At 69.7% G+C, this 25,690-nt stretch carries 24 protein-coding genes; 15 read left to right on the forward strand and 9 right to left on the reverse strand.

Annotation, left to right across the window (positions count from 1 at the left end; all coding sequences use genetic code 11):
• The first annotated feature begins 220 nt into the window (after positions 1-220).
• The gene (locus MLE64_RS09740) at positions 221-628 is read left to right on the forward strand and encodes a YciI family protein (RefSeq protein ID WP_243317545.1); all 408 of its coding nucleotides are present in this window, start codon (positions 221-223) and stop codon (positions 626-628) included.
• A gap of 157 nt (positions 629-785) precedes the next feature.
• The gene (locus MLE64_RS09745; protein ID WP_243317546.1) at positions 786-1,418 is read left to right on the forward strand and encodes a dihydrofolate reductase family protein; all 633 of its coding nucleotides are present in this window, start codon (positions 786-788) and stop codon (positions 1,416-1,418) included.
• A gap of 57 nt (positions 1,419-1,475) precedes the next feature.
• Here the strand turns inward: MLE64_RS09745 and murB are convergent, their stop codons facing one another.
• Together murB and MLE64_RS09755 are read right to left on the reverse strand one after the other, a co-directional pair.
• A complete protein-coding gene (murB, locus tag MLE64_RS09750; RefSeq protein WP_243317547.1) occupies positions 1,476-2,369 on the reverse strand; it encodes a UDP-N-acetylmuramate dehydrogenase in 894 nt (297 codons plus the stop codon).
• 24 nt (positions 2,370-2,393) lie between these two features.
• Entirely contained in the window at positions 2,394-2,975 is a 582-nt protein-coding gene (locus tag MLE64_RS09755; RefSeq protein ID WP_279343024.1) for a TetR/AcrR family transcriptional regulator, read from the reverse strand.
• An 89-nt stretch (positions 2,976-3,064) separates the two neighbouring features.
• Between MLE64_RS09755 and MLE64_RS09760 the strand changes: the two genes are divergently transcribed.
• Genes MLE64_RS09760 through MLE64_RS09770 form a run of 3 tightly spaced genes read left to right on the forward strand, consistent with a single transcriptional unit; the run spans position 3,065 to position 5,842 of the window.
• Positions 3,065-3,982, forward strand: coding sequence for an oxidoreductase (locus tag MLE64_RS09760; protein WP_243317549.1), 918 nt, complete (start codon positions 3,065-3,067; stop codon positions 3,980-3,982).
• A gap of 49 nt (positions 3,983-4,031) precedes the next feature.
• Positions 4,032-5,156: an MBL fold metallo-hydrolase gene (locus MLE64_RS09765; protein ID WP_423748252.1), complete on the forward strand. Its 1,125-nt coding sequence runs from the start codon at positions 4,032-4,034 to the stop codon at positions 5,154-5,156.
• Complete coding sequence (locus MLE64_RS09770) at positions 5,153-5,842, forward strand: NAD(P)H-binding protein (protein WP_243317551.1); 690 nt, start codon at positions 5,153-5,155, stop codon at positions 5,840-5,842. The genes MLE64_RS09765 and MLE64_RS09770 overlap by 4 nt, the downstream gene beginning before the upstream one ends.
• On the opposite strand, the gene MLE64_RS09775 is transcribed toward MLE64_RS09770, so the two are convergent.
• Positions 5,799-6,275: a methylated-DNA--[protein]-cysteine S-methyltransferase gene (locus MLE64_RS09775; protein ID WP_243317552.1), complete on the reverse strand. Its 477-nt coding sequence runs from the start codon at positions 6,273-6,275 to the stop codon at positions 5,799-5,801. The two genes, MLE64_RS09770 and MLE64_RS09775, sit on opposite strands and share 44 nt — an antisense overlap.
• Positions 6,276-6,321: 46 nt before the next feature.
• Here MLE64_RS09775 and MLE64_RS09780 point away from each other — a divergent pair, with 46 nt between their 5' ends.
• The 5 genes from MLE64_RS09780 to MLE64_RS09800 all read left to right on the forward strand — a co-directional run bounded on the left by MLE64_RS09780 (position 6,322) and on the right by MLE64_RS09800 (position 10,939).
• Complete coding sequence (locus tag MLE64_RS09780) at positions 6,322-6,642, forward strand: nucleotidyltransferase domain-containing protein (RefSeq protein WP_243317553.1); 321 nt, start codon at positions 6,322-6,324, stop codon at positions 6,640-6,642.
• Entirely contained in the window at positions 6,632-7,042 is a 411-nt protein-coding gene (locus MLE64_RS09785; RefSeq protein WP_243317554.1) for a HEPN domain-containing protein, read from the forward strand. The genes MLE64_RS09780 and MLE64_RS09785 overlap by 11 nt, the downstream gene beginning before the upstream one ends.
• Entirely contained in the window at positions 7,042-7,479 is a 438-nt protein-coding gene (gene ruvX / locus MLE64_RS09790) for a Holliday junction resolvase RuvX (protein WP_243317555.1), read from the forward strand. Before MLE64_RS09785 ends, ruvX begins: the two co-directional genes overlap by 1 nt.
• 20 nt (positions 7,480-7,499) lie before the next feature.
• Positions 7,500-8,378, forward strand: coding sequence for an NAD(P)-dependent oxidoreductase (locus tag MLE64_RS09795; protein ID WP_243317556.1), 879 nt, complete (start codon positions 7,500-7,502; stop codon positions 8,376-8,378).
• 257 nt (positions 8,379-8,635) lie between these two features.
• Positions 8,636-10,939, forward strand: coding sequence for a hybrid sensor histidine kinase/response regulator (locus MLE64_RS09800; RefSeq protein WP_243317557.1), 2,304 nt, complete (start codon positions 8,636-8,638; stop codon positions 10,937-10,939).
• 14 nt (positions 10,940-10,953) lie between these two features.
• On the opposite strand, the gene MLE64_RS09805 is transcribed toward MLE64_RS09800, so the two are convergent.
• The gene (locus MLE64_RS09805) at positions 10,954-11,604 is read right to left on the reverse strand and encodes an ABC transporter ATP-binding protein (RefSeq protein WP_243286871.1); all 651 of its coding nucleotides are present in this window, start codon (positions 11,602-11,604) and stop codon (positions 10,954-10,956) included.
• On the reverse strand, positions 11,601-12,827 hold the full coding sequence (locus MLE64_RS09810; RefSeq protein ID WP_243286870.1) for an ABC transporter permease: 1,227 nt from the start codon (positions 12,825-12,827) through the stop codon (positions 11,601-11,603). Before MLE64_RS09810 ends, MLE64_RS09805 begins: the two co-directional genes overlap by 4 nt.
• A gap of 55 nt (positions 12,828-12,882) precedes the next feature.
• Here MLE64_RS09810 and hflX point away from each other — a divergent pair, with 55 nt between their 5' ends.
• The 4 genes from hflX (at position 12,883) to MLE64_RS09830 (ending at position 19,012) form a co-directional block, all read left to right on the forward strand.
• Entirely contained in the window at positions 12,883-14,073 is a 1,191-nt protein-coding gene (gene hflX, locus MLE64_RS09815; protein ID WP_243317558.1) for a GTPase HflX, read from the forward strand.
• A 68-nt stretch (positions 14,074-14,141) separates the two neighbouring features.
• A complete protein-coding gene (locus MLE64_RS09820) occupies positions 14,142-14,663 on the forward strand; it encodes a MarR family winged helix-turn-helix transcriptional regulator (protein WP_243317687.1) in 522 nt (173 codons plus the stop codon).
• A gap of 9 nt (positions 14,664-14,672) precedes the next feature.
• Positions 14,673-17,897, forward strand: coding sequence for an efflux RND transporter permease subunit (locus tag MLE64_RS09825; protein WP_243317559.1), 3,225 nt, complete (start codon positions 14,673-14,675; stop codon positions 17,895-17,897).
• Positions 17,894-19,012 (forward strand): efflux RND transporter periplasmic adaptor subunit, encoded by a 1,119-nt coding sequence (locus MLE64_RS09830; protein WP_243317560.1) that lies wholly within the window; start codon positions 17,894-17,896, stop codon positions 19,010-19,012. Before MLE64_RS09825 ends, MLE64_RS09830 begins: the two co-directional genes overlap by 4 nt.
• Here the strand turns inward: MLE64_RS09830 and MLE64_RS09835 are convergent.
• Entirely contained in the window at positions 18,979-19,515 is a 537-nt protein-coding gene (locus MLE64_RS09835; RefSeq protein ID WP_243317561.1) for a DUF4149 domain-containing protein, read from the reverse strand. The two genes, MLE64_RS09830 and MLE64_RS09835, sit on opposite strands and share 34 nt — an antisense overlap.
• Positions 19,516-19,551: 36 nt before the next feature.
• Positions 19,552-19,956 (reverse strand): type II secretion system protein, encoded by a 405-nt coding sequence (locus MLE64_RS09840; RefSeq protein ID WP_243317562.1) that lies wholly within the window; start codon positions 19,954-19,956, stop codon positions 19,552-19,554.
• Between the two features lie 106 nt (positions 19,957-20,062).
• Here MLE64_RS09840 and MLE64_RS09845 point away from each other — a divergent pair, with 106 nt between their 5' ends.
• On the forward strand, positions 20,063-21,076 hold the full coding sequence (locus MLE64_RS09845; protein ID WP_243317563.1) for a guanosine monophosphate reductase: 1,014 nt from the start codon (positions 20,063-20,065) through the stop codon (positions 21,074-21,076).
• Between the two features lie 173 nt (positions 21,077-21,249).
• Here the strand turns inward: MLE64_RS09845 and hppD are convergent, their stop codons facing one another.
• Together hppD and infB are read right to left on the reverse strand one after the other, a co-directional pair.
• Positions 21,250-22,383 carry a 4-hydroxyphenylpyruvate dioxygenase gene (gene hppD, locus MLE64_RS09850; protein WP_243317564.1) on the reverse strand — a complete coding sequence of 378 codons (1,134 nt, stop codon included), beginning with the start codon at positions 22,381-22,383 and terminating at the stop codon, positions 21,250-21,252.
• Positions 22,384-22,565: 182 nt separating this feature from the next.
• The gene (gene infB / locus MLE64_RS15790; protein WP_279343025.1) at positions 22,566-25,685 is read right to left on the reverse strand and encodes a translation initiation factor IF-2; all 3,120 of its coding nucleotides are present in this window, start codon (positions 25,683-25,685) and stop codon (positions 22,566-22,568) included.
• Between the last annotated feature and the right edge of the window lie 5 nt (positions 25,686-25,690).

Here is a 25,690-nt window from a genome sequence, read left to right on the forward strand (position 1 = left end):
TCCCGCCCCGCGTGTGCCCAGCCGCGCATCGCGCGGCTGGGGGCCGAAGGCCCAGGCGGCCTATCTCCGCCGCGTTTCGCGCCCTTTCGCGTCATTCGCGGTTCCTTGCTTTTCTGGCTGGGTCAGGCCGATTACAAAAAAACTTCGGTTCCCTGTCGAAACAGCGCCTCCCCGAACGACCAGGGGGTGAAGGGGTCAGAGCAACCCCATAGGAGCCACCATGAAATACATCTGTTTCGGGTACCTCGATGTTCAGCAGTGGGCGACCCTCTCCCAGGACAAGCAGCACGCCATGATCGACGCGTGCTTCGCCTACGATGAGGGCCTGAAGAAGGACGGCCACTGGGCCGGCGGGGAGGGGCTGCAGGGCCCGGACACTGCCGTCATGGTGCGCTTCGAGCAGGGCAAGGCGTCCGTGACGGACGGCCCCTACGCCGAGACCAAGGAGCTGCTGGGCGGCCTCCTGATGCTGGAGGCGCGGGACCTCAACCACGCCATCCACCTGATCTCGAACCACCCGGGCCTGAAGATGGGGCCTTGGGAGATCCGGCCGGCAGCGGACCTGGACAAGATGATTCGCGAAAGCGAGGCACGGCGTGCCAAGGCCAAGGGGAAACCTGCTTCCTGAGAAGGGCGCATCAGGTCCGCCAAATCTCCACTTCGGATTCCAACTCCCTGCCTTGGTTTGCGTGCACTTTCTTCTGCACGCGGATCATGAGTTCAACGAGTTTTTCCTTGCCGTAATCCCGAGCTTGCATGGCATCTAAACATACGAGAGGAAAATCATGAGCAAGGTATTTGTGAACATCGCGCTTAGCCTCGATGGCTACATGGCGCCGGAAGGAATGACCATGGAGAACCCCGCGTATAAGAACTGGGGTGCCAAGTGGGGTGCGCTGATGGCTTGGCTCATCAATCAACAGTACTTTCGCGAGAACCTCCTCAAGCTCGAATCAGGAGGAGAAACCGGACCGGTCAATGACCTGGTTCGCAGGACCACCGAGCGCATCGGTGCCAACATCATGGGCAAGCGGATGTTCGACCAAGGCGAGCGCGCCTGGCCAGAAGAGGCTCCGTTTCACACACCGGTATACGTTCTTACCAATGAGAAACGCGAGCCCTGGATGCGCCCCGGTGGCACGACCTTTTACTTCGTCAATGAAGGGCCAGAGCGCGCCCTAGAATTGGCTCGGGAATCCGCAGGCAGTCGTGATATTCGTGTCGCGGGTGGACCGGATGTGATCCAGCAGTATCTGAACCTAGGTGTCGTTGATGAGCTGGAAATCGCCTTGGCACCCGTGTTTTTCGGCGGCGGGCGGCGTCTCTTCGAGAACCTAAGCGAGCCCGGGCCGCAGTTTCGCATAGACAAGGTTTTTGATGGTCCAGCCGCCACACACCTGCGCTATGTCCGTCAGTGAGGGCGGCCTAACCCCGCTTAACTGGCCATCAGATCTCGAGGCGCTGGCCGTTGGAGATCAAGGGTGCTCCCGCCAGATCTCCACTTCGGGTTCCAGCTCCACGCCATGCCTTTCCCGCACCCTCGTTCGCACCTGTTCCATCAGCTCGGCGAATTCGGCGGCGGTGGCGCGGCCGTGGTTCACGAGGAAGTTGGCGTGCTCGGGGCTCACCTCGGCGTCGCCCACCCGCAGGCCCTTGAGGCCCGCCTGGTCGATGAGGCGGCCGGCGCTCTGGCCCGGCGGGTTCTTGAAGATGCAGCCGGCGTTGCGCTTCGACAGCGGCTGGCTGGTGCCGCGCTTGGCCCGGTACTCCGCCACCTGGGCCCGGATGGCGGCGGGATTGCCTTCCGCGAGCTGGGCCGTGGCCGAGAGCACCACGCGGCCCCCAGTGAGGAAGCTCCAGCGGTACTTGAACTCACCGGCTTCGGGCGCCTTCTCCACCAGCTCACCGTCGGGCGTGATGAAGCGGTAGCGCGCGAGCACATCCACCCACTCGCGGCCGTAGGCGCCCGCGTTCATGCGGATGGCGCCGCCAAGGGAGCCAGGAATGCCGCTGGCGAACTCCAGGCCCGACAGCCCGGCGGCGGCCGCGGCCTCTGCCAGGGCGATGTGGCCGTGGCTGGCGGGCGCGGTGATCCGCGTGCCGTCGCGCTGGACGATCTTGGGCAGGGCGAGCCGCAGCACCGGCGTGTCAATGTCGCCCAGCACCACCAGGTTCGAGCCGCCCCCCAGCACGCGCCAGGGCAGGCCCTCCCGGGCGCAGGCGCGCACGAAGGCCTGGGCCTCGCCTTCTGTCGTGGGCTCGAAGAGCCAGCGGCAGAGCCCGCCCACGCCCAGCGTCGTGAGGCGCGCGAAGGGCACGTCCCGGCGGTGGGGAACCTTCAGCAGATCATCGGGCAGGGGGCGCGTCATCGATTCCAGTATGGACGAACCGGCTCAGACCCCCGCTTCCGGCGCGGGCCGAAGCGAGGCCAGCACCATCTCCAGCAGGCCGTCGATCATGGCGCGGAGCTCGTCGGCATCCTTGGCGGATTCCTTGAAGCCGTGGACGGCGCGGGTGAGGACGCGGGCGATCTGCTCGGGGGGCAGCGCCTTCGCGGGCGCCGTCGCGCTCAGGGGCGCGAGGATGCCCACCAGCTCGGCCTCGAAGGCCGCCACGGCCTGGTCGATGGCCCCCTTGGCGAAGGCGAGGCCGCCATGGAGAGGTTCCCGCAGTTCGGGCGAGGCCTCGAAGAACCCGAAGGGGCGCACGGCCCAGAGGTCGAAGGCGAAGCGGAGCTTCTCCAGGGGGGTGGGACGGGCGTCCAGGCCATGGCGGACCTCCTCCAGCGTGCGGGCGGTGAAGGCCCGGAGGACGGTCTCGAAGACCTCCTCCTTGTTGCAGAAGACCAGGTAGAGGGCCGGTCGGGACATGCCCGCGGCGGCCGCGAGGTCGCCCATGGTCGTCCGCCGGTAGCCGAAGCGGAGGAACACGGATTCGGCGGCCTCCAGGACTCGGGCCTTCTTCTCGTTTCCCATGAAAAGAGTGTTGACAAAATTTGTCCGATTGTCAATATTGGCTTTCTGACATTATTAGTCATTGTGTCAAATTGATTGTGGAGAACGACATGACGCAAGAAGGTTGGACCTGGGCCCAGGTCCCCGATCAGACCGGCCGGGTCGCCGTGGTCACCGGGGCCACCTCCGGCACCGGCTTCGAGGCCGCCCGCATCCTGGCGGCCCGCCGGGCTACCGTGGTCCTGGCCTGCCGGAACCAGCCCAAGGCGGAGGAGGCGGCCCGGCGCATCCAGGCGCTCCATCCCGGGGCCCGGGTGGAGGTCCAGGCCCTGGACCTGGCCTCCCTGGCCTCCGTGCGGACGGCAGCCGCGGAGCTCCTGGCCCGCTTCGACCGCCTGGACCTGCTCTTGAACAACGCCGGGGTGATGGTCCCGCCCTACGGGAAGACCGAGGACGGCTTCGAGACCCAGCTCGGCACCAACCACTTCGGCCCCTTCGCCCTCACGGGCCTCCTGCTGGCGCGCCTGATGGCCACGCCGGGTTCTCGGGTGGCGACCATGAGCAGCGGAGCCCATCGGATGGGCCGCATCTACGCCGACGACATGGACTTCGAGCGCGGCTACCGGGCCTGGGCCGCCTACGGCCAGTCCAAGCTGGCCAACCTCCTCTTCGCCTACGAGCTGCAGCGTCGGCTGGCGGCGGTTGGCTCGACGACGTGTTCCGTGGCCGCCCACCCCGGCTGGGCCCGGACCGAGCTTCAAAGGCACGCGGGGTGGATCCGCTGGCTTCGGATCGCGGGTCTGGAGGGTCTGCTGAGCCAGGACGCCTTCGGCGGGGCCCAGCCCCTGCTGCGGGCCGCCACGGATCCCGCGGTGGAAGGCGGGGATTACTTCGGTCCCTCGGGCTTCCAGGAGATGAAGGGAGCCCCGGTACCGGTGCGATCCGACGCCCGCTCCCGGGACGAAGGCCTCCAGCGCTGGATGTGGCGCCTCTCCGAGCAGCGCACGAGGGTGGTGTATCCGATCTAGCGGATCCAGCCGCCGTCTCCGCAAGGCCGCGTCCCTCCTCATCGCCGTCATGGTGGCCGGAGGCTTCTGGGCCGCCGGCTCCTCCCCCGATTTCCTCAGGAGTTCCCGCATGGACCGATCCCCCCAATCCCCCCAGTGGCGCGACGGGCGCTTCCGCAATCCCCAGCCCATCTGGAACGACACCTGGGGGGCCCTCGCCGCCATGGTGCGGCGGGACTCGAACGCGAACCCCCAGGCCGAGATTCCCGTGGCCCATCCCACGCGTGCCGACTTGGCCGCGGACGCGCCCACGGGCCTGCGGGCCACCTGGCTGGGCCACTCCACGGTGCACCTGGAGGTGGACGGCACCCGCGTCCTCACGGATCCCGTGTGGGGCCTGCGGGCCTCGCCCTTCGGCTGGGCCGGGCCCCGCCGCTTCTACGCGCCGCCCATCCCCCTGGAGGAGGTGCCCGTGCCGCAGGTGGTGGCCCTCTCCCACGACCACTACGACCACCTGGACCGGGACACGATCCGCCGCATCAAGGACTGGGACACGCGCTTCGTGACCCCCCTGGGCGTGGGCGCGCGCCTGGTGCGCTGGGGCGTGGCCGCGGACCGCATCACGGAACTGGACTGGTGGGAGTCGGTGCGGGTGGGCGACCTGGAGGTGGTGCTGGTGCCGGCCCGGCACGCCTCGGGCCGGGGCCTGCGGGACAAGGACCGGACACTCTGGGGCGGTTTCGCCTTCCTCGGCCCCCGCCACCGGGTCTACTTCTCCGGCGACACCGGCATGTTCCCGGGCCTGGCGGACATCGGCGAGCGCCTGGGTCCCTTCGACCTGGCCATGATCGAGGCCGGTGCCTACAACCCGGCCTGGCCCGACTGGCACCTGGGCCCCGAGCAGGCCGTGGCGGCCCACCGGATGGTGCGGGGCCGGGTGCTCCTGCCCCTCCACTGGGGCCTCTTCAACCTGGCGGCCCACGGCTGGACGGAGCCCGTGGAGCGGGTGCTGGCGGCGGCGGACCCCGCAGGTATCCCGGTGGCCCTGCCCCGGCCCGGCGAGGGCTTCGAGCCTGGCGGTCCCCTGCCGACCCAGCGCTGGTGGCCGACGCTGCCCTGGAAGACCGCGGCGGAGGTGCCCGTCCGTGCCACGCTGGACGGACAACCCGCGGTTCTCCAGGGAGGCCTGCCATGAAGGTCCTGATCTTCGGCGCCACGGGCATGGTGGGGCAGGGTGTGTTGCGCGAGTGCCTCCTGGATCCCGGCATCAGCCAGGTGGTGGCGCTCGTACGCGAGCCCTCTCTTCCTGCCCATTCCAAGCTCCGGGAGGTCGTCCACACAGACTTCTTCGACTACCGGGTGGTGGAGCCGGAGCTCACCGGACTGGACGCCTGCTTCTTCTGCCTGGGCGTCTCGGCCGCGGGCCTGTCGGAGGCCGAGTACCGGCGCCTGACCCACGACCTCACGCTGGCCGCGGCGGAGACCTTGGCACGGCTCAACCCGGCCATGACATTTGTCTACGTGTCCGGCGCCGGAACGGACAGCACCGAGCAGGGCCGCACCATGTGGGCGCGGGTGAAGGGGCGGACCGAGAACGCCCTGCGGCGCCTGCCCTTTCAGGCCGTCTACCTCTTCCGGCCCGGCCTCATCCAGCCCCTGCATGGCATCCGGTCGCGGACGGGCTGGTACCAGGCCATCTACACGGTGCTGGGGCCCTGCTTCCCGCTGCTGCGGCGGCTGTTCCCGAAGGCCATCCTCACCACGGAGGAGCTGGGTCGGGCCATGCTCTGCGTGGCGCGGGACGGGGCGCCGACGGCGATCCTCGAGGCTGCCGACCTCATCGCCCTGGGGGCGTCTCCAGCTCGAGCAGCCGCGCCTTGACCTCCGGCGATCCGAAGGCGCTCCAGCCGCCGGGACCGTCCGCCGCCATCACGCGGTGGCAGGGCACGAGGATGATGATGGGGTTCGCCTTCACGGCCTGCCCCACGGCCCGGGCCGCGCCTGGGCGCCCGGCCAGCAGGGCCACCTCGCCGTAGGTGAGGGTCTGGCCGGATCGCGTGGCCCGCAGCACGTCAGCTACGCGGCGGTGGAAGGGTGTCAGGCCAGAAAGATCCAGGGGGATCCCACCCAGATCCTGCGGACTTCCCGCCAGGTGGGCCATGAGGCGCCGCACGGCCTCCAGCACCCAGGCCGGGGCCTCCCGGGTCTCCTCGCGATCCAGGGCGTCCGTGAAGCGCAGGAGGCAGATCCCCTCCGCCGTCCAGCCCAGGCGGATCCGCCCCATGGCGGTGGCGAAGGTGAGGAGGCGGACCATGGGCTGATGATGTCACGGGGCGTTAGGATGGTCGTGAGGATCTCCCATGAAGCTGCCTGAGGAACTGATCCAGGAATTGGTGGCGCGCCTGGTCGAGGCCGTGCACCCCACGCGGATCATCCTCTTCGGGAGCGCCGCTCGTGGCGAGATGGGTCCCCACAGTGACATCGACCTACTGGTGGTGGTGCCCGATGGTGTCTCCCAGAAAGAAGCCTGGAACCGGGCCTACCAGGGGCTGCGGCGGTTTCCCTACGCCAAGGATCTGATCGTGGTTCAGGAAGGGTTCCTCGAGGCCCACCGGAACACCCTGGGCATGGTCTACTGCGAGGCCCTGCGCGAGGGGCAGGAGATCTTCCATGCCGCCTAGGAACCTGGGACGCACAGAGGATTGGCTGGCAAGGGCGGAAGCGAGCCTGGCTCTTGCCCGCATGGTCGGCCCCGGCGTGGCGCTGGAGGATTTGTGCTTCCAGGTCCAGCAGGCTGCCGAGAAGGCGTTGAAGGCTGTTTTCATTCATCGGAAAACCTCGTTCCCGTTCGTGCACGACCTCGATCTGCTGTTTGAAGGGCTCGAAGAACTGGGCTACAACATCCCCGAGCCAGTGGATGCGGCTTCGATCCTTACCCGCTATGCCTCGGAAACCCGCTACCCCGGCGGCTTCGAGCCGTTGACGCGCGAGGACCACGCACGGGCCCTGGAGCTGGCTGAGGTGGTGTTGGCCTGGGCCAAGGTTCAGTGCGGGCTCGGGGATCCGGGACCCCGCTCCTGATGCGCTGGCTCGCCATCGACCACGGCACGAAGAAGATCGGCCTCGCCTTCTCGGACGAGCTGGAGATCTTGGCCTCGCCCTTCGAGGTCTGGCCCCAGGAGGAGGCGCGCACGCTGGATCGCTTGGCTCGGCTCTGCAAGGACGAGGGCGTGCAGGCCCTCTGCGTGGGCCTGCCCCGCCACAAGGACGGCGCCGAGAGTGCCACGGCGCCCGCGGCGAGGGCCTTCGGCGAGGCCCTGGCGGCGCGCACGGGCCTGCCCCTGCGCTTCGTGAACGAGCACCTCAGCAGCGCCGAGGCCGAGCGCCTGCTGCGCGAGCGGGGCGTGAAGCCCGAGAAGCGCAAGCTCCTGCTGGACGCCGCCGCGGCGGCGGTCATCCTGAACGAGCTGCTGGAGGACCGGCGGGCCAAGGGGATCCCCGCCAGCGCCCTGGATTGATCCCCACCACGGGAGGAACGATGCGAGTCGCATTCCTGGGCCTGGGACGGATGGGCGATCCCATGGCGCGCCGGCTGGTGGGCGCCTTCGAGCTGACGGTGTTCAACCGGGACATGGCCCGGGCCCGACCCTTCGGGGCCCTGGGAGCGCGGGTGGCGGGCTCCGTGCGGGAGGCCGTGGCTGGGGCGGAGGTCGCCATCACCATGCTCTCGGACGACGCCGCGGAAGAGGCCATCACCTTCGGTCCCGGCGGCCTGCTGGAGACGCTGGCCCCGGAGGCCATCCACGTCTCCATGAGCACCATCGGCATCGCCACCTCCGCCCGTCTGGGGGAGGCCCACGCCGAAGCCGGGCAGGGCTTCGTGGCGGCGCCGGTCTTCGGCCGCCCGCCCGCGGCGGCTTCGGGCCAGCTCTGGATCCTGGCCGCCGGCCCCGACGACCAGGTGGCCAAGTGCCAGCCCCTGTTCCAGGCCCTGGGCCAAGGCACTTTCCCGCTGGGGGGGCGAGCCTCCACGGCCCACGCCATGAAGCTGGCGGGCAACAGCCTCCTCGTCACCGCCGTGGAGGCCCTCAGCGAAGCCTTCGCCTACGGCGAGAAGGCGGGGGTGGCGCCGGAGACCACCCTGAAGATCCTCAACACGGCCCTGCTGAAGTCGCCCCTGGCCGATGCCTACGGGGGCGCGGTGGTGCGGGGCGACTTCGAGCCCGCGGGCTTCGCCCTGCGGCTGGGGCTCAAGGACGTGAGCCTGGCCCTCCGCGCCGCCGAGGCCTACCAGGCGCCCCTGCCCATCGCCAGCCTCCTGCGGGACCGCCTCCTGTCGGCCGTGGCCAAGGGCTACGGCGAGCAGGACCTGGCCGCCCTCTCCCGCCTCAGTCGGGAGGATGCCGGGCTGGCCTGAAGGAGGCTGCCATGAGTTGCCTCTTTTTTTGCCGACCTGGATTCAGGAGACTCGAGAACTTTCTTGAGTTGAGGGGTGGTCAAACCGATGCATGATGAGTCGCGTGGAGTTGGCCTCCGGGTCGCTCCGAAGGTCGTCATCTCCGATTCCTGGGGTCCAGGCATGGCAGGTTCCCTTCGTTCTCTCCATCCCGCCTTCCGCAGGGCAGGCGCCGCCCGTGGGCTCCTGGCGACGGAGACCTCGGAAGGATCCCGGCCGTGGGCCTGAAGGAGGCTCAGGGGCCGGACGACGCCCCTTCTGGTGATGCCCGCTCCGAGGAGCGGCGGGGCCGGCGGTTCGAGGACGCCATCACCAGCTTCCTGCCCCGCATCGGGCGGATGGCCAAGGTGGGGGGCTGGAGCTTCGACGTGGACTCGGGCGAGGGCTGGTGGACGGAGGAGGTGGCCCGCATCCACGACCTCGATCCCTCGACGCCGGCCTCCGCGGCGCTGGGACTGAACTTTTACACGGCCCAGTCCCGGCCCCTGATCGAGCGGGCCATCCGGGAGGCCATCGAGAAGGGTCGTCCCTACGATCTGGAGCTGGAGTTGGTGAGCGCCACGGGGGCGCGCAAGTGGGTGTGGACCCAGGGCCAGCCGGTGGTCATGGGCGGGCGGGTGGTCCGCATCCAGGGCACCTTCCAGGACATCACCGAGCGCAAGCGCACGGAGCTGGCCCTCCGCGAGAGCCAGGAGCGCCTGCAGATGCTCATCGACCACGCCCCGGCGGCCCTGGCGATGTTCGACCGGGAGATGCGGTACCTTGCCGTGAGCCGGCGCTGGCTCAGCGATTTCCACCTGGGCGAGCAGGCCATCCTGGGGCGCTCCCACTACGACATCTTCCCGGAGATCCCCGAGGCCTGGCGGGAGGCCCACCGGCGAGGGTTGGCGGGGGAGATCCTTCACTCGGAGGAGGACCGCTTCATCCGGCAGGACGGGACCGTGTACTGGCGGCGCTGGGAGCTCCGGCCCTGGCACGCCGCGGACGGGACCGTGGGCGGCATCGTGATCTTCTCGGAGGACATCACCGAGCGGGTGGAGGCGCTCCAGGCCCTGCGCGAGAGCGAGCAGCGCTTCCGCCTGGCCCTGCGGAACGCGCCGGTGTCCGTGGCCGTCCAGGACCGGGACCTGCGCTACGTCTGGGCCTACAACCAGCGGACCGCCCGGCCCGAGGACATGGTGGGCCGGCGCGACGCCGACCTGTTCTCCCCCGACCAGGCGGCCAGGCTGGATGAGCTGAAGCGGCAGGTGCTGGAGGAGGGCGCGGAGATCCACCAGCAGATGTGGCTGGACCGCCCGGGGCGCCGCCTGTTCCTGGACTTCTACTGCGAGCCCATGCGGGACGCCGAGGGACGCATCACGGGGGTGGGAACCGCGACCGTCGATCTGACGCCGGTCCGCGAGGCCGAGGAGGAGCGGCGGCGGCTGGAGGCCGAGGTCGCCCACGGGCAGAAGCTGGAGTCCCTCGGCGCCCTGGCGGGAGGCGTCTCCCACGACATGAACAACGTGCTGGCCGCCATCATGGCGGTGGCCTCCATGCTCAAGGAGAAGCGCCCGGACGATGCGGAGCTGGTGAAGTCCATGGACACCCTGCTCCACGCCGCGGGCCGGGGCCGGGACCTGGTGAAGGGGCTGACCGACTTCGCCCGCAAGGACCTCCCCGAGCCCCAGCCCCTGGATCTCAACGAGCTGGTCCGAAAGGAGGCCGCCCTCCTCCAGCGGACGACGCTGCAGAAGGTGGGCGTGGAGCTGGCGCTGGCAGAGGGCCTTCCCCTGGTGATGGGCGATCCCAGCGCCATCTCCAACGCCCTCATGAACCTCTGCGTCAATGCCCTGGACGCCATGCCCGAGGGGGGCCGCCTGCGCCTCGCCACCCATCCCGGCGCCGCCGGCATGGTGGAGCTCGTCGTGGAGGACTCGGGCCACGGCATGGCGCCGGAGGTCCTGGCGCGGGCCCTGGAGCCCTTCTTCACCACGAAGCCGGTGGGCAAGGGCACCGGCCTGGGGCTGGCCCTGGTCTACGGCGTGATGAAGGCCCACGGCGGGCGGGTGGACCTCCGCAGCACGCCGGGCCGGGGCACGGAGATCACCCTCGTCTTCCCGACCTACCAGGCCGACCTTCCCTTCGATGTGGGAATTCCCCTGGCGGACGAGGCGAGGGGCCGTCGGCTCCGCATCCTGCTGGTGGACGACGACGAGCTGGTCCGGGGCACGGTGCCGGTCATGCTCGAGGCGCTAGGGCATGAAGTCCTGGCCACGGCCGGCGGGCCCCAGGCCCTGGAGCGGCTGGAGGCGGGCTACGCTCCAGATCTCGTGATCCTGGACCTCAGCATGCCGGGCATGGACGGTGAGGAGACCCTGAGGCGCCTGCGCGTCCTGAGGCCGGACCTGCCCGTCCTGCTCGCCACGGGCTACCGGGACGAGCGGGGCGACCGGATCCTCGAACAGGGCGCTCACGTGGGGCTGATCCTGAAGCCCTTCACGCTCATGGACCTCAAGCTGAAGCTGGGGCAGATGGCCTGAGCCCGCCCTCCGGCTCAGCCCAGGCGCACCGTCCGCATGCAGCGCTCCGCCAGGCCCGGGTTGTGGGTGACGAGCAGGGTGGTGGGCCGCAGCTCGGCGTGGAGATCCATCAGGAAGCCGAAGACCTCCTCGGCCGTGGCGGGATCCAGGTTGCCGGTGGGCTCGTCCAGCAGCCAGAGGGCGGGCTTGCGCACCAGGGCGCGGGCCAGGCCGGCGCGGGCGGCCTGGCCGCCCGAGAGCTGGCCGGGGAGCCGCTCGCCGAGATCGCCCAGGCCCACGGTGGACAGGAGCTGTCCGATCCAGGCCTCGGCCTCGGCGGAGCCGTCGCCGTCGATGAGCAGGGGCATGCGGAGGTTCTCCCGCACGGTAAACTCAGGCAGCAGGTGGGGCTGCTGGAAGGCCAGGCCCACCCGGCGCCGGCGGTAGAGGGCCCGGGCCTCGGCGCCCGCGGGCACGGGGTCCCCGCCCACGGCGATGCCGCCGCCCTCCCAGTGGTCGAGCCCGGCCACGCAGTTCAGGAGCGTGGTCTTGCCCACGCCGGAGACGCCCACGATGGCGCAGAGGCTGCCGGCCTCGACGTCGAGGGAGAAGCCGTCGAAGACTGGATGGGCATTGCCGGGGTAGGTCTTGTGCAGGTCCCGGATGGAAAGGGGCTGTCCGATCATTCGGCCCTCAGCGCGTCGACGGGGTCCAGAGCTGCGGCCTTCTTGGCGGGGTAGCGCGCGGCCAGCCAGGAGACCAGCAAGGGGAAGAGGCCCACCAGCAGCACGTCCAGCAGCCTGAGGCGGAAGGGCATGTAGGTGATGAAGTCGTAGACAGCCGCCGGCAGCTTCAGGAGCTTCCAGTGATCGAGGATGAGGCAGAGGGGCACGCTGATGCCCAGCCCCCAGGCCGTTCCCGCCACGCCGATGCGCAGGCCCTGCAGCTCGAAGAGCCGTTGGATCTGCTTCGGCGTGGCGCCCAAGGCCAGCAGCACGCCCAGATCCCGCCGCTTTTCCGTCACCAGCAGCACCAGGGAGGCCACGATGTTGAAGGCCGCCACCAGCACGATGAGGCTGAGGATGGAGGCGAAGGCCCACTTCTCCACCGTCAATGCGGCGAAGAGGGCCCGGTTGGATTCCCGCAGGTCCGTGGCCTGGAAGGCGGGGCCGAGGGCCTGGAGAACGCGGGGCTTTACGTCCGCGATGGCGTCGATGCTGGTGGCGCGCACCTCGATCATCTCGGCCCGGCCCTCGGATCGGGCGATCCGCATGGCGTCCGCCAGGTGGATGAAGGCCCAGGCCTTGTCGTACTCGGAGCTGTGGCTGTAGAAGGTCCCGGCCACGCGGAAGGCCGCCACCTTGGGCTGCTGGCCGCCCAGGCCCAGCTCCAGCCGGAAGACTGCCAGGGCCACGGTGTCGCCCACCTTGAGGCTGAGGCGCTGGGCCAGCTCCTTGCCCAGGATGATCTCGCCCTCCTTCAGCTGCTCCACGGGTAGGGGTTTCATGGAGTCGAAGATGCTGGAGGTGCCGTGGGCCGTGGCGGGATCCACGGCCTTCACCACCACGGTCTCAGGGGGCATGTCGCTGTCCGGGCGCCGCAGGAGCCCCTTTTCCAGCCGGATGGGCGAGGCGGCCTGCACACCGGGCACCGCACGGATGGTTCTCAAGGCGCCTTCAGTGTCCGGAATGTCCCCGCCCAGGTTGAAGACGGTGAAGTGGGCCGTGGCGCTGAAGAGGGTGGCCTGGATCTCCTCGTGGAAGCCGTTCATCACGGCCAGGGTCACCACCATGGCGAAGACGCCCAGGGCCGTGCCACCCCGGGCGAACCGCACCATGATCCGCACGAAGGCCCCCTTCCGGTGGGTCTTCAGGTAGCGGTCGGCGATGGTGCGTTCGAACAGGGCCATGGATCCAGGGTAGCCGGGACTTGATTCTTGCCCCCCGACACGGCAGCTTTGGCTCATGGCCGAAACTCCGCCCCGCTGTCTGCTCATCGCCCGCCAGGGCCCCGAGGACCGGGAGGACCGCATCGAGGACCACCTGCTGGAGCTGGTGGAGCTGGCCCGCAGCTGCGGCTTCGAGGTCTGGGCCCACCACCGCCTGAAGCGCCCCCAGATCGCCCCGCGGACCTTCTACGGCTCCGGCCAGCTCCAGGCCCTGGCGGACGAGGCCGCCCGGCAGGGGGTCCGCCACCTCATCTGCGATGACGAGCTGAGCGGCAGCCAGGTGAACGCCATCGAGAAGGCCACGAACCTGGTCTGCCTGGATCGCACGGGCCTCATCCTCAGCATCTTCGAGCAGCGGGCCCAGAGCCGGGAGGCCAAGGCCCAGGTGGAGTTGGCCCGGCTGGAATACGAGCTGCCCCGCCTCAAGGGCGCCTGGACCCACCTGGAACGCCAGGTGGGCGGCGTGGGCGTCCGCGGGGGTCCCGGCGAGACCCAGATCGAGGTGGACCGCCGCATGATCCGCACCCGCATCAGCCAGCTCAAGCGGGAGCTCACCCACCTGGAGCGGGTGCGGGAGACCCAGCGCCAGGGCCGGCCCCAGGGCCTGCCCAGGGTGGCCCTGGTGGGCTACACCAACGCGGGCAAGACCACCCTCCTGAAGGCCCTCACCGGCGAAGGCGAGCCCCGGGATCTGCTCTTCGCCACCCTCGACACCACCACCCGCAAGGCCTGGCTGGGCCAGGACTTCGACCCCGAGACCGGGGAGGGCAGCCTGGAACCCAAGCACTGCTTGGTGGCCGACACCGTGGGCTTCATCCGCAAGCTGCCCCACCAGCTCGTGGCCGCCTTCCGCAGCACCCTGGGCGAGGTCCGCACGGCGGACGCCCTGCTGGTGGTGGCCGACGCGGCCCATCCGGACCTGGAGGATCACCTCAAGGTGGTGGGCGCCACCCTGCGCGAGATCGGCTGCGCCCCCGAGGATGGCGATGCCCAGCCCCGGCTCCTGGTGCTCAACCAGGTGGACCGCCTGCACCGGCCCCAGAAGCTGGGCCTGAAGAAGCGCCACCCGGGCGCCGTCCAGGCTTGCGCGCTCCAGGGCGCGGGCATCCCCGAGATCCGCTCCTGGTTGCGGGAGCTGATCCCCGGGCCGCCCAAGCCCAGGGAGCTGGAGGACTGGGAGCTGCCGGACCCCGCTCCGGCGGTCTGATCCCAAGAGGAAGAAGGAGGGAAGACAGGACTGGACCCGGAGATTCCTGTCGCGTAGCCTTGTTGCTTATGCAACTAACCGCCTTCTGGAAGACCGCCAGCCTGTCCCACATGATCACTGCGGTGAAGAGCCGCATGCGGCAGGTGGCCGGACGCCGCCTGGCCCCCTATGGGCTGACGCCCCAGCAGTTCCAGCTGCTGATGGCCGTGGCCGAGCGGGATGGCCGCTGCCACGGGGATCTGGCCCGGAGCACCTGGATGGACAAGCCCACGGCCACCCGGATCCTCCGGACCCTCCAGGACCGGGGTCTCGTGCGGGCCGAGGGCGACCCCGCCCACCGGCGCCGGGTGCTGTTCCACCTCCTGCCGGAGGCGGAGGCGCTGGTCCAGGAGCTGCGGGGCTTCCGCCAGTCCATGCGGGAGGGGATGGAACAGGGGCTGGACCCCAAGGACCGGGACCGCCTCCGGGACATCCTGGCCTCGGTCATGGGCAACCTGGACCGGATGGACGAGCTGGACCGGATGGAGCAGGACCAGGGTCAGGGCCCGGATCTGGGTCAAGGCCGGGCCGGCTCCGTGGAAGGGAAGTAGGAGCGCGCCATGTGGATCGTCCGACTGGCCCTGCGCCGTCCCTACACCACCGCCGTCATGTGCCTTCTGGTGCTGCTCATGGGCGGCCTGTCCGTCACCCGCATGCCCGTGGACATCTTCCCCAGCATCGACATCCCCGTGGTGGCCGTGGTCTGGCAGTACGGCGGGCTCCCGCCGGAGGAGATGGAGCGCCGGGTGGTCACCATCAGCGAGCGGGCCATGTCCACCACGGTGAATGGCATCGAGCGCATCGAGTCCCAGAGCATCCAGGGCGTCGGGCTGTTGCGGGTCTATTTCCAGCCGGGCACGGACATCGGCGCGGCCATCGCGCAGATCTCGGCGGTGAGCGGCCCCATCCTGCGCATCATGCCGCCGGGCATGACGGCGCCGGCCGTCATCCAGTTCAACGCCAGCAACGTGCCCGTGGTCCAGCTCGCGGCCCGCAGCGACACGCTGCCCGAGCAGAAGATCGTGGATTACGCCACCAACTTCATCCGCATCCGCCTCTTCACCATTCCGGGCCTGTCCACGCCGCTCCCCTACGGCGGCAAGGGGCGCCAGGTCTCTGTGGACATCGACACGGCCAAGCTGGCGGCCCGGAGCCTCAGCCCCGCGGACGTGGTGAACGCCCTCTCCGCCGAGAACGTCATCACCCCCGCGGGCATGACCCGCATGGGCAGCCGCGAGGTGCCGGTGGTGACGAACTCCAGCCCCTCCACCATCGAGGCGTTCCGGGATCTCCCCGTGAAGGTGGTGAACGGCGCGCCGGTGCTGCTGGGCGACGTGGCCCGGGTCTACGACGGCTTCGCGGATCAGACCAACATCGTGCGCGTCAATGGCCAGCGGGCCACCTACCTGGCCATCCTCAAGAAGGCGGACGCCTCCACCCTGGCGGTGGTGGACGCGGCCAAGGAGGCCCTGCCGGCCATCCAGGCCGCGGCGCCCAAGGGCCTGGAGCTGAAGTTCGACTTCGACCAGAGCCACTTCGTGCGGGCCGCCATCCAGGACGTGGCCAAGGAGGCCCTGGCCTCCTCCCTGCTCGTGTCCGTGATGATCCTGCTGTTCCTGGGTTCCTGGCGCAGCATGCTCATCGTCTGCACCAGCATCCCCCTGGCGGTCCTGGTGGGCCTGGTGGGCCTGAAGCTGTCGGGCCAGACCCTGAACATCATGACCCTCGGCGGCCTCAGCCTCGCCATCGGCATGCTGGTGGACGACGCCACGGTGGAGGTGGAGAACATCCACCGCAACCAGGCCATGGGCAAGCCCCTCACGGTGGCCATCCTGGACGGCGCGCGGCAGATCGCCGTGCCGGCCATCGTGGCCACCCTGGCCATCTGCATCGTCTTCTTCCCGGTGGTGCTGCTGGTGGGGCCCGCCAAGTACCTGTTCACGCCGCTGGCCATGGCTGTGGTCTTCTCCATGCTGGCCTCGTACCTGCTGTCCCGCACCCTGGTGCCCACCATGGCCCGGATGCTCATGGGCCACGACCATCCGGAGCCCGAGAGCCTCGTGGGCCGCTTCAACGCCTGGCGCGAGGGCGCCCTGGAGCGGTTCCAGGCGGCCTACGGCCGGGCTCTGGATCAGGTGCTGCACCACCGCGTCTTCGTCCTCATGGTGTCCCTGGCCTTCGTGGCGGTGAGCTCGGGCCTGCTCTTCGTCATCGGCCGCGACTTCTTCCCCACGGTGGACGTGGGCCTGATGAAGCTCCACGTGCGGGCCCCTGTCGGGCTGCGTCTGGAGGAGACTGAGCGGGTCGTGGCCCAGGTGGAAGGCGAGATCCGGAGCCTCATCCCGGCCGGGGAGCTCCGGTCCGTCAACAGCAACCTCGGTGTGGCCAACGCCTTCAACATGGCGTACATGCCCAGCGACAACGTCACGAGCCAGGACGCGGACATCTTCATCTCCCTGGCCCCCGAGGGGCACCACACCCGCGAGCACATGCGGCGGCTGCGGGAGGAGCTGCCGCGGCGCCTGCCGGGCGTCAGCTTCTACTTCCAGCCCGCCGACATCGTGAGCCAGGTGCTGAATTTCGGCGTGGCCGCGCCCATCGATGTCCAGATCGAGGGGCCCGACCTGGGGGCCAGCGGGGCGGTCGCCCAGCGCCTGAAGGCCGCCATCCAGGCCATTCCCGGGGCCGTGGACGTGCGACTGAAGCAGGTGACGGAGGCCCCGGCCTACCGCATCGATGTGGACCGCCTCCGGGCGGCGCGGGCCGGCGTCACCCAGCGGGATGTCGCCAACGGCCTGCTCGTCTCCCTCTCGGGCAACGGCCAGCTGGCGCCCTCGTATTTCCTGAACCCCGCCAACGGCGTGAACTACACCGTGGTCGTGAAGTCGCCCCTGGTGAACCTGGACTCCCCGGACAAGCTGCTCGCGACGCCCTTCGGGCTCCCGGGCTCCGCCGGCCTGCTCCAGGCGGAGCCCTTCAGGGCCGCGGGGCCCGCCACCCAGGCCGCCTTCCAGCCCCTCTCCAACCTGGCTTCGATCCAGCGGGTGAGCACCCCCAGTGAGATCAACCATGCGACGGTCCAGCGCGTGCTCGACGTCATGGCCAACGTGGACGGCCGAGACCTGGGCAGCGTGGTGAAGGAGATCGAAGGGCAGATCAAGGCCCTGGGCCCCCTGCCGCCGCCCATGAAGATCCGCATCCGGGGCCAGAACGAGGTGATGACCGAATCCTTCCGGAGCCTGGGCGGGGGGCTGCTGATCGCCATCGCCCTGGTCTACCTGCTCATGGTCGTGCTGTTCCAGAGCTGGCTGGATCCCTTCATCATCATCACGGCCGTGCCGGGCGCCCTGGTGGGCATCCTGTGGATGCTGGCCCTGACGGGCACCACCTTCAACGTGGAGTCGCTCATGGGCGCCATCATGGCCGTGGGCATCGCCACCTCCAACGCCATCCTCATCGTGAGCTTCGCCAACGAGGTGCGGGCCGGGAACCCGGGGATGAGCGCCCTGGACGCGGCCCTGGAGGCCGGCAAGGTGCGGCTGCGGCCCGTGCTCATGACGGCCCTGGCCATGATCATCGGCATGGTGCCCATGGCCCTGGCCCTGGGCGAGGCAGGGAGCCAGAACGCCCCCCTGGGCCGGGCGGTGATCGGGGGCCTACTCATGGCCACCTTCGTCACCCTCTTCATCGTGCCCGTCATCTACAGCCTCCTGCGGAGAAAGCCGCCCACGGCCCACCTGCTGGAGAGCCGGTTCCAGGAAGAACAGCAAGGGAGTGAAGCATGAGCGAGCGGCCTGAATCCCCAACCTTCAAGCTGGGCGGCGTCCTCACCCTGGCCGTGGCCGTCCTGGGCGTGGGCAGCCTCCTCTGGGCCCGCCAGTCCAACCTAAAGCGGGAGGCCCGGCACCTCCGGACCGAGGCCGAGGCGGGCCCCCGGGTCCGCGTGGCCCGGCTGGACACCCAGGGCGGCGAGCGCGCCCTGGCCCTCGAGGGCGAGGCGCTGCCCTACGTGAGCACCACGCTCTACGCCAAGGTGAGCGGCTTCCTCCGCAGCATCCCCGTGGACAAGGGCAGCGCCGTGGCCAAGGGCCAGGTGGTGGCCGTGGTGGAATCACCGGAGACGGACCGGGACACCCAGGCCCTCCAGGCCGACGCGGACAACAAGCGCCGGAACGCGGCCCGCAGCCGGACCTTGGGCGGGGACGGGCTCCTGAGCCCCCGGGACGTGGAGCAGGCGGAAGCCGATGCCCGGGTGGCCGAGGCCAAGCTGGCCTCCCAGGCCACCCTCAAGGGCTACCAGGTAGTCCGTGCCCCCTTCAGCGGCGTGGTCACCCAGCGCTTCGCCGATCCAGGCGCCCTGGTGCAGAACGCCGGCGCCACCAGCACGGCCCAGCCCCTGGTGACCCTGGCGGAGGTGGACCGCCTCCGCGTCACGGTGTATCTGGATGCGTCGGCGGCGGCCCGGGTGAAGGTGGGCACCGAGGTGGAGATCCGCCCGGCGGAGCGCCTCGACATCATCCGGAAGGCGAAGCTCAGCCGCGTGGCCGGGGCGCTGGATCCCCGGACCCGCACCCTGCTGGTGGAGGCCGACCTCGACAACCGGGACCGGGCCTTCCTGGCGGGGGGCTTCGTCCAGGTGGCGCTGAAGGTGCCCGCCGCCGGTCGCTTCGCGGTGCCCGCCGAGGCCGTGGTTCTGCAGGGGGGCAAACCCCTGGCGGCCGTGGTGCAGGCCGATGGCCGAGTGCGCTTCCAGGCCCTCCAGCTCGGCGAGGAGGAGGACCAGCGCATCCGCGTGCTGGGCGGCCTTCGACCCGGGGACACGGTGGTGCTGAATCCGCCCCTCGGCCTGAAGGACGGGGACCGCGTTCAGGCCGAGGGGCCTAATCCTTCCGGCGCCTGATCCTTCCGGGGCAGCATCCCCACGGTGGCCGCCAGGCCCAGGGCCAGCAGGATGCGCAGGAAGAAGAGGTTGCGGCTGAGGCTGTGGGCCTTGTTGTAGGCCACGCGGTCCTCATGCTCCGGCGCCAGCGTCTCGATGGGCGCGTCGATGCGGGCCCGGATGGCCCGGACCTTGGGCGTCACCACGAAGGTGCTGGCCAGGCACATGAGCATAGCCACCAGCCAGGCGGCGCTCCACAGGCGGATGGGGCCGATGAGGTCCTCCTTCACTTCGGCGATCCACCGGGCGCCCCAGCTCAGTCCCGCCAGGCCGAAGACCGTCCAGGCCGCCCAGTCCAGGCGGCCCAGGATGAGGCCGGCGATATGGCCCGCCACATCGCGGCTGGGCAGCTCGCGGAAGAAGACCGGTGCGGAGAACACGCCGAAGCCCAGCGCGGCGCCCGCCCACAGCAGCAGGAGGGCGGTGGTGATGCGGTCGAGGCGGTGCAGGGTGCTGGGGCTCATGGATTTCCGCGCTGAATACTGAGGACTGAGGCCCCCCTACCACTCGTTGTAGGGGATCTGGTTGGTGGGGCTCTTGTCGGCGGAGCCGCTGCGGACGCGCCACACGCCCAGATCGGCATCCGGATTATCGGGATCCGGGGGCTCTGTTTCGAGCTGCCAGGTGTCCCGGGACTGGGTCATGGGATCCCAGGGGATGTCCCGCAGGTAGCCCAGCTCCCGGAGGGGCGCGAGGCTCGTGGGATACTTGCCGCGATCCGCCCGGTACTGCTCGAGGGCGTGGTTGATCTGGAAGAGGTTCTCCTTGAGGACGGCCTCGCGGGCCACGGTCGTCTTGTACCGGTAGCCCACCAGGCCGATCGTGGCCAGGAGGGCCAGGATGGTCATGACGACCAGCAGTTCCATCAGGGTGAACCCGCGCTGGCGGGAGGGGACGAGGCGCATGGCATTACCTTAGCGCAGCCCGGGCCCGGCGAGGGGTTGGTTGCGGGATTGCCCGGGCCCGGACGGCGGGATCGACGTATGCTGGGCGCGTCCGGACGAGGATCCCATGCCCGAAACCGCGATCACCTTCGACGACATTCTCCTGATCCCGGCCTACAACCACCACGAGTCCCGGCGGATCGTGGATATCAGCATGACCGACAAGACCGGGAAGCTCCGGCTGGAGCTGCCCGTCCTGACGGCGAACATGGACACGGTGACCGAGGAGGCCATGGCCGACTTCGTCGGCGAGCGGGGCGGCATGGGCGTCCTCCACCGGTTCATGTCCGTGGAGGAGAACGTCGCCATGTTCCGGCGCTGCCGCTTCCCCACCTTCGTCTCCGTGGGCACTGCGGATGCGGAGATGGAGCGGGTGGAGGCCCTCCGGGACGCCGGGGCCCAGTACTTCTGCGTGGACGTGGCCCACGGTCATGCCAAGTACGTCGGCAAGATGGTCAAGCGCATGCGGGCCATCCTGCCGAACGAATGCATCATGGCGGGGAACGTGGCCACCTATGCTGGGGCGGACTACCTGGCCAGCGTGAAGGCCGACATCGTGAAGGTGGGCATCGGCCCGGGCAGCGTCTGCACCACGCGCATCAAGACCGGCTTCGGCGTGCCCCAGCTCACGGCCATCAAGGAGTGTTCCCGGGCGGACCGCTCCATCGTGGCCGACGGAGGTATCCGCACCCCGGGAGATGTCGTGAAGGCCCTGGCCTTCGGCGCGGACTTCGTGATGATCGGCGGCATGCTGGCCGGCACGCGGCCCACGCCGGGAGAGCCGCTCAAGGACGACGCCGGGACGCCCACCCGCAAGGTGTACCGGGGCATGGCCAGCCAGGAGGTGGCCGACGACCACCTGGGCGGGCTCACCGGCTGGAAGACCGCGGAGGGCGTGGCCACCGAGGTCCCCTACCGGGAGGACGAAGACGAGATCCTCGCCGACATCGTGGGCGGCCTGCGCTCCGGCCTGACCTATGCCGGCGCGAACACCATCCGCGAGCTCCAGCGGAAGCTCAACTACGTGCAGGTCTCCCCCGCCGGCTGGGTCGAGGGCCTGCCCCACAAGACCCTGCGCTAGAGCACGCCCCGCTTCTTCTGATCCAGTTCAATGGAGTCGTAGAGCGCCTGGAAGTTGCCCTCGCCGAAGCCCATGGGGCGACCGGCCATCGGAGGCTCCAGGGGAGCCTTCGATAGGGAGTGCATGAAATAGGGCCGCGTTGCGGCCCTATTTCGAGGGGGACATGGGCGGCGTTAGAGTACGCCCCTCTTCTTCTGATCCAGCTCAATGGAGTCATAGAGCGCCTGGAAGTTGCCCTCGCCGAAGCCCATGTTCCCCCGCCGCTGGATGATCTCGAAGAACAGCGGTCCGATCTGGTCCTCGGTGAAGATCTGCAGGAGGTAGCCGGTCTCGTCGCCGTCGATCTGGACGCCCAGCTCCTGCACGGTGGCCAGGTCCTCGCGCACGGTGTAGCCGCTTGCCGCGATGCGCCCGGGCAGCAGCTCGTAGTAGGTGTCGGGGACCCGCAGGAACTTGAACCCCTGGTCCCGCAGGGTGCGCAGGGTGTGGAAGATGTCGTTGGTGGAGAGGGCGATGTGCTGCACGCCCTGGCCCTTGTGCCGGGTGACATACTCCTGCACCTGGCTCTTCTCATCCGTGGGCTGGTTGATGGGGATGATCACCTGGTTGTTGGCGCTCTGGACCACCTTGGAGTCGAGGCCCGTGCCCAGGGCGCCGCGGATGTGGAACTCGCGGGTGACGACGAAGCCGTAGACGCGCTCGTAGAAGTCCACCAGGGCATCCATCTCGGCGGGGCCCACGTTGTTGGTGAGGTGATCCACGCGTACCAGGCCAGGATCGCAGAAGGCCGGGGCCGGGTCGGGCGAGAGGCCGGGCCAGAAGATGGACAACTCGCCCTTCCGTTCGCCCTCGTTTCCCGGCGTGCGCTGCACGAGGAAGTTCCAGACGTCGCCCACGCCCTGGATCGCGGCGAAGCGGAGCGTGCCGTCACCCAGCGGGTGCGTCTCGGGCTCCCGCATGACGCGGGCGTCCTGGGCGCGGGCCTGGGCCATGGCCACGTCGAGGTCGTCCACCAGGAAGTTGAGCGCGCAGACGCCTTCTCCGTGAGCCTGGGCGTAGCTGCCGGCCGGATGGGAGGCCATGGCTTCGAAGATGAGGATGTCCATGCGCTGCTGGCGCAGGTGGACCATCCGGCCCCAGGCGTGGGACCCACTGGCCACCCGGGCGAACCCGAGGCGGCGGTAGAGGGGCTCCAGGCGCTCGACGGAGCCGGTCAGCTGGAAGTGATCGATGCGCTGCAGCCCCATGGGATTGCCGCCGGGCTCCCGGTGGGCAGGGGCGGTCAGGGCGAAGCTCGGAGCGGTCATGGACACCTCACACGGGGCAGACCGTCCAGTCTGGGGCCGCAGGGGCGTGACGGGAATCACATGAATGATGGTTACCCAATTGTATTCAATAGTTTAAACACCATTGAGTCGATTATGAAAATCAATGAAAAATGGGCCCGCTCGGCGGGCCCATTTCCGATCCGCGCGAAGCGCAGGCCGCCTCAGCTGAGAGAGGTTGCGATCACCTTCTCCTTGCTGAAGAACTCGAGGATATCCCCTTCCTTCAGCTCGTCGAAGCCGTCGAGGGAGATGCCGCAGTCGAGGCCGTTCTTCACCTCGGTCACGTCCTCCTTGAAGCGCTTGAGGTTCTTGATGCCGCCCTCGAAGAGGACCTCCTCGCCACGCTTCACGCGGACCTTGTTCGACTTCTGGACCTTGCCCTCGGTGACGAAGGAACCGGCGATGACGGCCTTGCCGATCTTGAAGAGCTGGCGCACCTCGGCCTGGCCGTGGACGGTCTCCTTCTCGGTGGCGTCCAGCATGCCAACCATGGCCTGCTCGACCTCTTCCGTGACCTTGTAGATGATGTCGTGGAAGCGCAGGTCCACGCCCTCCTCGTGGGCGAGTTCCTCGGTCTTCTTCTCGGCCCTGGTCTGGAAGCCGATGATGGTGGCCTTGGAGGCTTCGGCGAGGAGCACGTCGTTCTCGGTGACGGTGCCGGCGGCGCTGTGGATGATGCGCACCCGGACCTTCTCGGTGCTGAGGCGCTCCAGCTGGCCCACGAGGGATTCCACGGAGCCCTGGGTGTCCGCCTTGATGATGAGGGGCAGCTCCTTGACCTGGCCGTCCTTGAGGGTGCTGAACAGCGTCTCGAGCGTGGCGCGCTGCTTCTGCTGGGCCGCCTGCTTGGCCTTCTCCTGGCGGAAGGAGACGATGGTGCGGGCCTTGCCCTCGTCCTCCACCACCTGGAAGTTGTCGCCGGCGCTGGGCACTTCCTCGAAGCCGAGGATCTGCACGGCGGTGGACGGCTCGGCTTCGGTGACGCGCTGACCCAGATAGTCGAACATGGCGCGGACGCGGCCCATGGTGGCGCCGGCCACGAAGATGTCGCCGGCCCGCAGGGTGCCGCGCTGCACGAGCACCGTGGCCACGGGACCGCGGCCCCGGTCCAGGCGGCCTTCGATGATGGACCCGGCGGCGGGGCAGTCATAGACCGCCTTCAGCTCCTTCAGGTCCGCCACGAGGAGCAGCGTCTCGAGCAGGTCGTCGAGGCCCTGCTGGGTCTTGGCGCTGACGAGGACGGCCGGCACGTCGCCGCCATAGGCCTCGGTCTGGACGCCGTACTGGAGCAGGCCCTGCTGGACCTTGTCCGGGTTGGCGCCGGGCTTGTCGATCTTATTGATGGCGATCACCAGGGGGACGTCCGCGGCCTTGGCGTGGTTGATGGACTCCACGGTCTGGGGCATGACGCCGTCGTCGGCGGCCACCACCAGGACGGCGATGTCCGTCACCTTGGCGCCGCGGGCGCGCATCTTGGTGAAGGCTTCGTGGCCCGGCGTGTCGAGGAAGACCACCTTGCGCTTCTCGCCGGTGTTCGGGTCCTTCACGGCCACGTGGTAGGCGCCCACGTGCTGCGTGATGCCGCCGGCTTCGCCGGCCGCCACCTTGGTCTTGCGGATGGCGTCCAGCAGCGAAGTCTTGCCGTGGTCGACGTGGCCCATGATGGTGACGACTGGGGGACGGGACAGCTTCTCGCCCGCCACCTCGCCGGATTCATCCGCGGCGATCTGCACATCCTCCTCGAAGGAGACGATGTCGGCCAGGTAGCCGAACTCGCGGGCGATGTCCTTGGCCATCTCGGTGTCGAGGGGCTGGTTGATGGTGGCGAAGATGCCCCGATGGAGCAGCTTGGCGACCACATCCTTGGCGGGCCGGTTGCACTTCTCGGCGAGTTCCTTCACCGTCACGCCCTCGGAGAGCATGACGATGCCGATCTCCTCCTCGATGTACTCGCTGGCCACCTGCTGGGCGCGGGAGCGGGGCTGGCGGAGCTTGAGGTCGAGTTCCTCCTCCTTGCTCCGGACGTAGCCACCCTTCTTCTTCTTGCCGCCCACGTGGGCGCCGCGACCGGGGCCCTTCTGGCTGTTGGGATCGATGGGACCCGAGGCCGGGATGGAGGGACCGCGACCGGGGCCGCCGGGGCGGGGGCCCATGCCGGGACGGCCGGGACCGCCAGGACGGGAGCCCATGCCGGGACGGCCGGGGCCGCCGGGACGGCTGCCGGGACCGCCCGGACGACCGCCGGGGCCGCTAGGGCGGCTGCCGGGCGCAGGGCGCGCCTGGGGCAGCTGGATGTAGCGGGCAGGTTCCGTGGACCGGGGCGCCGGGGCCGGGGTATCCGAGGTCTTGATGCGGCTGAAGCCCTGGTCGGGGCGCAATTCGGTGATGGCTGGCGGAATGTAGGGACGCCGGCTGGGCGTGGACGGGGCGGGGGCCTCATGGCGGACTTCGCCACGGCCCGTGTTGGTGGCCATCTGGAGAACGGCCTTCTCCTTCTGGGGCATGCCGGAGCGCTGGACGTCCCGGGGTGCGGGGGCCTGGCCGGGCCGCTGGACGATGGGCCGGGCGCCCGCTTCGGGGCGGGGGCCGGAGCCCTGGGCCGCGGAGGGCTGGGCAGGACGCTGGGGCGCCGGGGCGCCCGCGGGCCGGGTCGGCGGGAGCTGGATGTAGCGGGCAGGCTTCTCTTCGCGGGGGGCGGGCGCGGTGCCCGTGGACACCTTCAGGCGGGAGAAGGTCTCCTTGGGAGCTTCCGCCGCCGGGGCCGGTACCGGAGCCTCAACCGGGGCCGACGCCGCAGCCGGGGCCGACGCCGCAGCCGGGGCCGTGGCGACCGGGGCCGCGGGCGCGGCCGGAGCGGGCGCCGGGGCGGCCTCGGCCGGCTTCGCCTGGGGCGCGGGCATGGCCGCGGGGGCCGCCGCCTGCGGCTCGGGGCTCGGTTCGGGCTGGGCTTCAGGCTTGGGCTCGGCCTTCTTCACCAGCACGGCGGGCGCGGCCTTGGGGGCCTCGACGGGGGTCTCGACCTTGGGCTCGGGGCGGGGGGCGACCGGGGTGGGTCCCTTCACCACCTTCACGGCGGCGGAGGGCTTGTGCAGCGCGAGGGGGGGCGCGTCGCTCTCCCCCTTGTGCTTGCCCTGGAAGGCCCGGCGCAGCTGGTCCGCCTGGTCATCGGTGAGGTTGGAGCTGTGGCTCTTCCCTTGGAGGCCCAGACGCTTCTCACAGGCCTCGATGACCTCCTGGTTGGCGACTCCGAGCTCTTTGGCGAGTTGGTTGATACGCAGCATGTAAG

The organism is Geothrix paludis, assembly GCF_022808815.1.
GTDB classification, from domain to species: Bacteria; Acidobacteriota; Holophagae; order Holophagales; family Holophagaceae; genus Geothrix; species Geothrix paludis.

Bases quoted from the DNA above. Each gene is read 5' to 3' on its own strand.
- MLE64_RS09740 (WP_243317545.1), top strand. From the start codon at position 221: ATGAAATACATCTGTTTCGGGTACCTCGATGTTCAGCAGTGGGCGACC.
- MLE64_RS09745 (WP_243317546.1), top strand. From the start codon at position 786: ATGAGCAAGGTATTTGTGAACATCGCGCTTAGCCTCGATGGCTACATG.
- murB (WP_243317547.1), bottom strand. From the start codon at position 2,369: ATGACGCGCCCCCTGCCCGATGATCTGCTGAAGGTTCCCCACCGCCGG.
- MLE64_RS09755 (WP_279343024.1), bottom strand. From the start codon at position 2,975: ATGGGAAACGAGAAGAAGGCCCGAGTCCTGGAGGCCGCCGAATCCGTG.
- MLE64_RS09760 (WP_243317549.1), top strand. From the start codon at position 3,065: ATGACGCAAGAAGGTTGGACCTGGGCCCAGGTCCCCGATCAGACCGGC.
- MLE64_RS09765 (WP_423748252.1), top strand. From the start codon at position 4,032: ATGGTGGCCGGAGGCTTCTGGGCCGCCGGCTCCTCCCCCGATTTCCTC.
- MLE64_RS09770 (WP_243317551.1), top strand. From the start codon at position 5,153: ATGAAGGTCCTGATCTTCGGCGCCACGGGCATGGTGGGGCAGGGTGTG.
- MLE64_RS09775 (WP_243317552.1), bottom strand. From the start codon at position 6,275: ATGGTCCGCCTCCTCACCTTCGCCACCGCCATGGGGCGGATCCGCCTG.
- MLE64_RS09780 (WP_243317553.1), top strand. From the start codon at position 6,322: ATGAAGCTGCCTGAGGAACTGATCCAGGAATTGGTGGCGCGCCTGGTC.
- MLE64_RS09785 (WP_243317554.1), top strand. From the start codon at position 6,632: ATGCCGCCTAGGAACCTGGGACGCACAGAGGATTGGCTGGCAAGGGCG.
- ruvX (WP_243317555.1), top strand. From the start codon at position 7,042: ATGCGCTGGCTCGCCATCGACCACGGCACGAAGAAGATCGGCCTCGCC.
- MLE64_RS09795 (WP_243317556.1), top strand. From the start codon at position 7,500: ATGCGAGTCGCATTCCTGGGCCTGGGACGGATGGGCGATCCCATGGCG.
- MLE64_RS09805 (WP_243286871.1), bottom strand. From the start codon at position 11,604: ATGATCGGACAGCCCCTTTCCATCCGGGACCTGCACAAGACCTACCCC.
- MLE64_RS09810 (WP_243286870.1), bottom strand. From the start codon at position 12,827: ATGGCCCTGTTCGAACGCACCATCGCCGACCGCTACCTGAAGACCCAC.
- hflX (WP_243317558.1), top strand. From the start codon at position 12,883: ATGGCCGAAACTCCGCCCCGCTGTCTGCTCATCGCCCGCCAGGGCCCC.
- MLE64_RS09820 (WP_243317687.1), top strand. From the start codon at position 14,142: ATGCAACTAACCGCCTTCTGGAAGACCGCCAGCCTGTCCCACATGATC.
- MLE64_RS09825 (WP_243317559.1), top strand. From the start codon at position 14,673: ATGTGGATCGTCCGACTGGCCCTGCGCCGTCCCTACACCACCGCCGTC.
- MLE64_RS09830 (WP_243317560.1), top strand. From the start codon at position 17,894: ATGAGCGAGCGGCCTGAATCCCCAACCTTCAAGCTGGGCGGCGTCCTC.
- MLE64_RS09835 (WP_243317561.1), bottom strand. From the start codon at position 19,515: ATGAGCCCCAGCACCCTGCACCGCCTCGACCGCATCACCACCGCCCTC.
- MLE64_RS09840 (WP_243317562.1), bottom strand. From the start codon at position 19,956: ATGCGCCTCGTCCCCTCCCGCCAGCGCGGGTTCACCCTGATGGAACTG.
- MLE64_RS09845 (WP_243317563.1), top strand. From the start codon at position 20,063: ATGCCCGAAACCGCGATCACCTTCGACGACATTCTCCTGATCCCGGCC.
- hppD (WP_243317564.1), bottom strand. From the start codon at position 22,383: ATGACCGCTCCGAGCTTCGCCCTGACCGCCCCTGCCCACCGGGAGCCC.
- infB (WP_279343025.1), bottom strand. From the start codon at position 25,685: ATGCTGCGTATCAACCAACTCGCCAAAGAGCTCGGAGTCGCCAACCAG.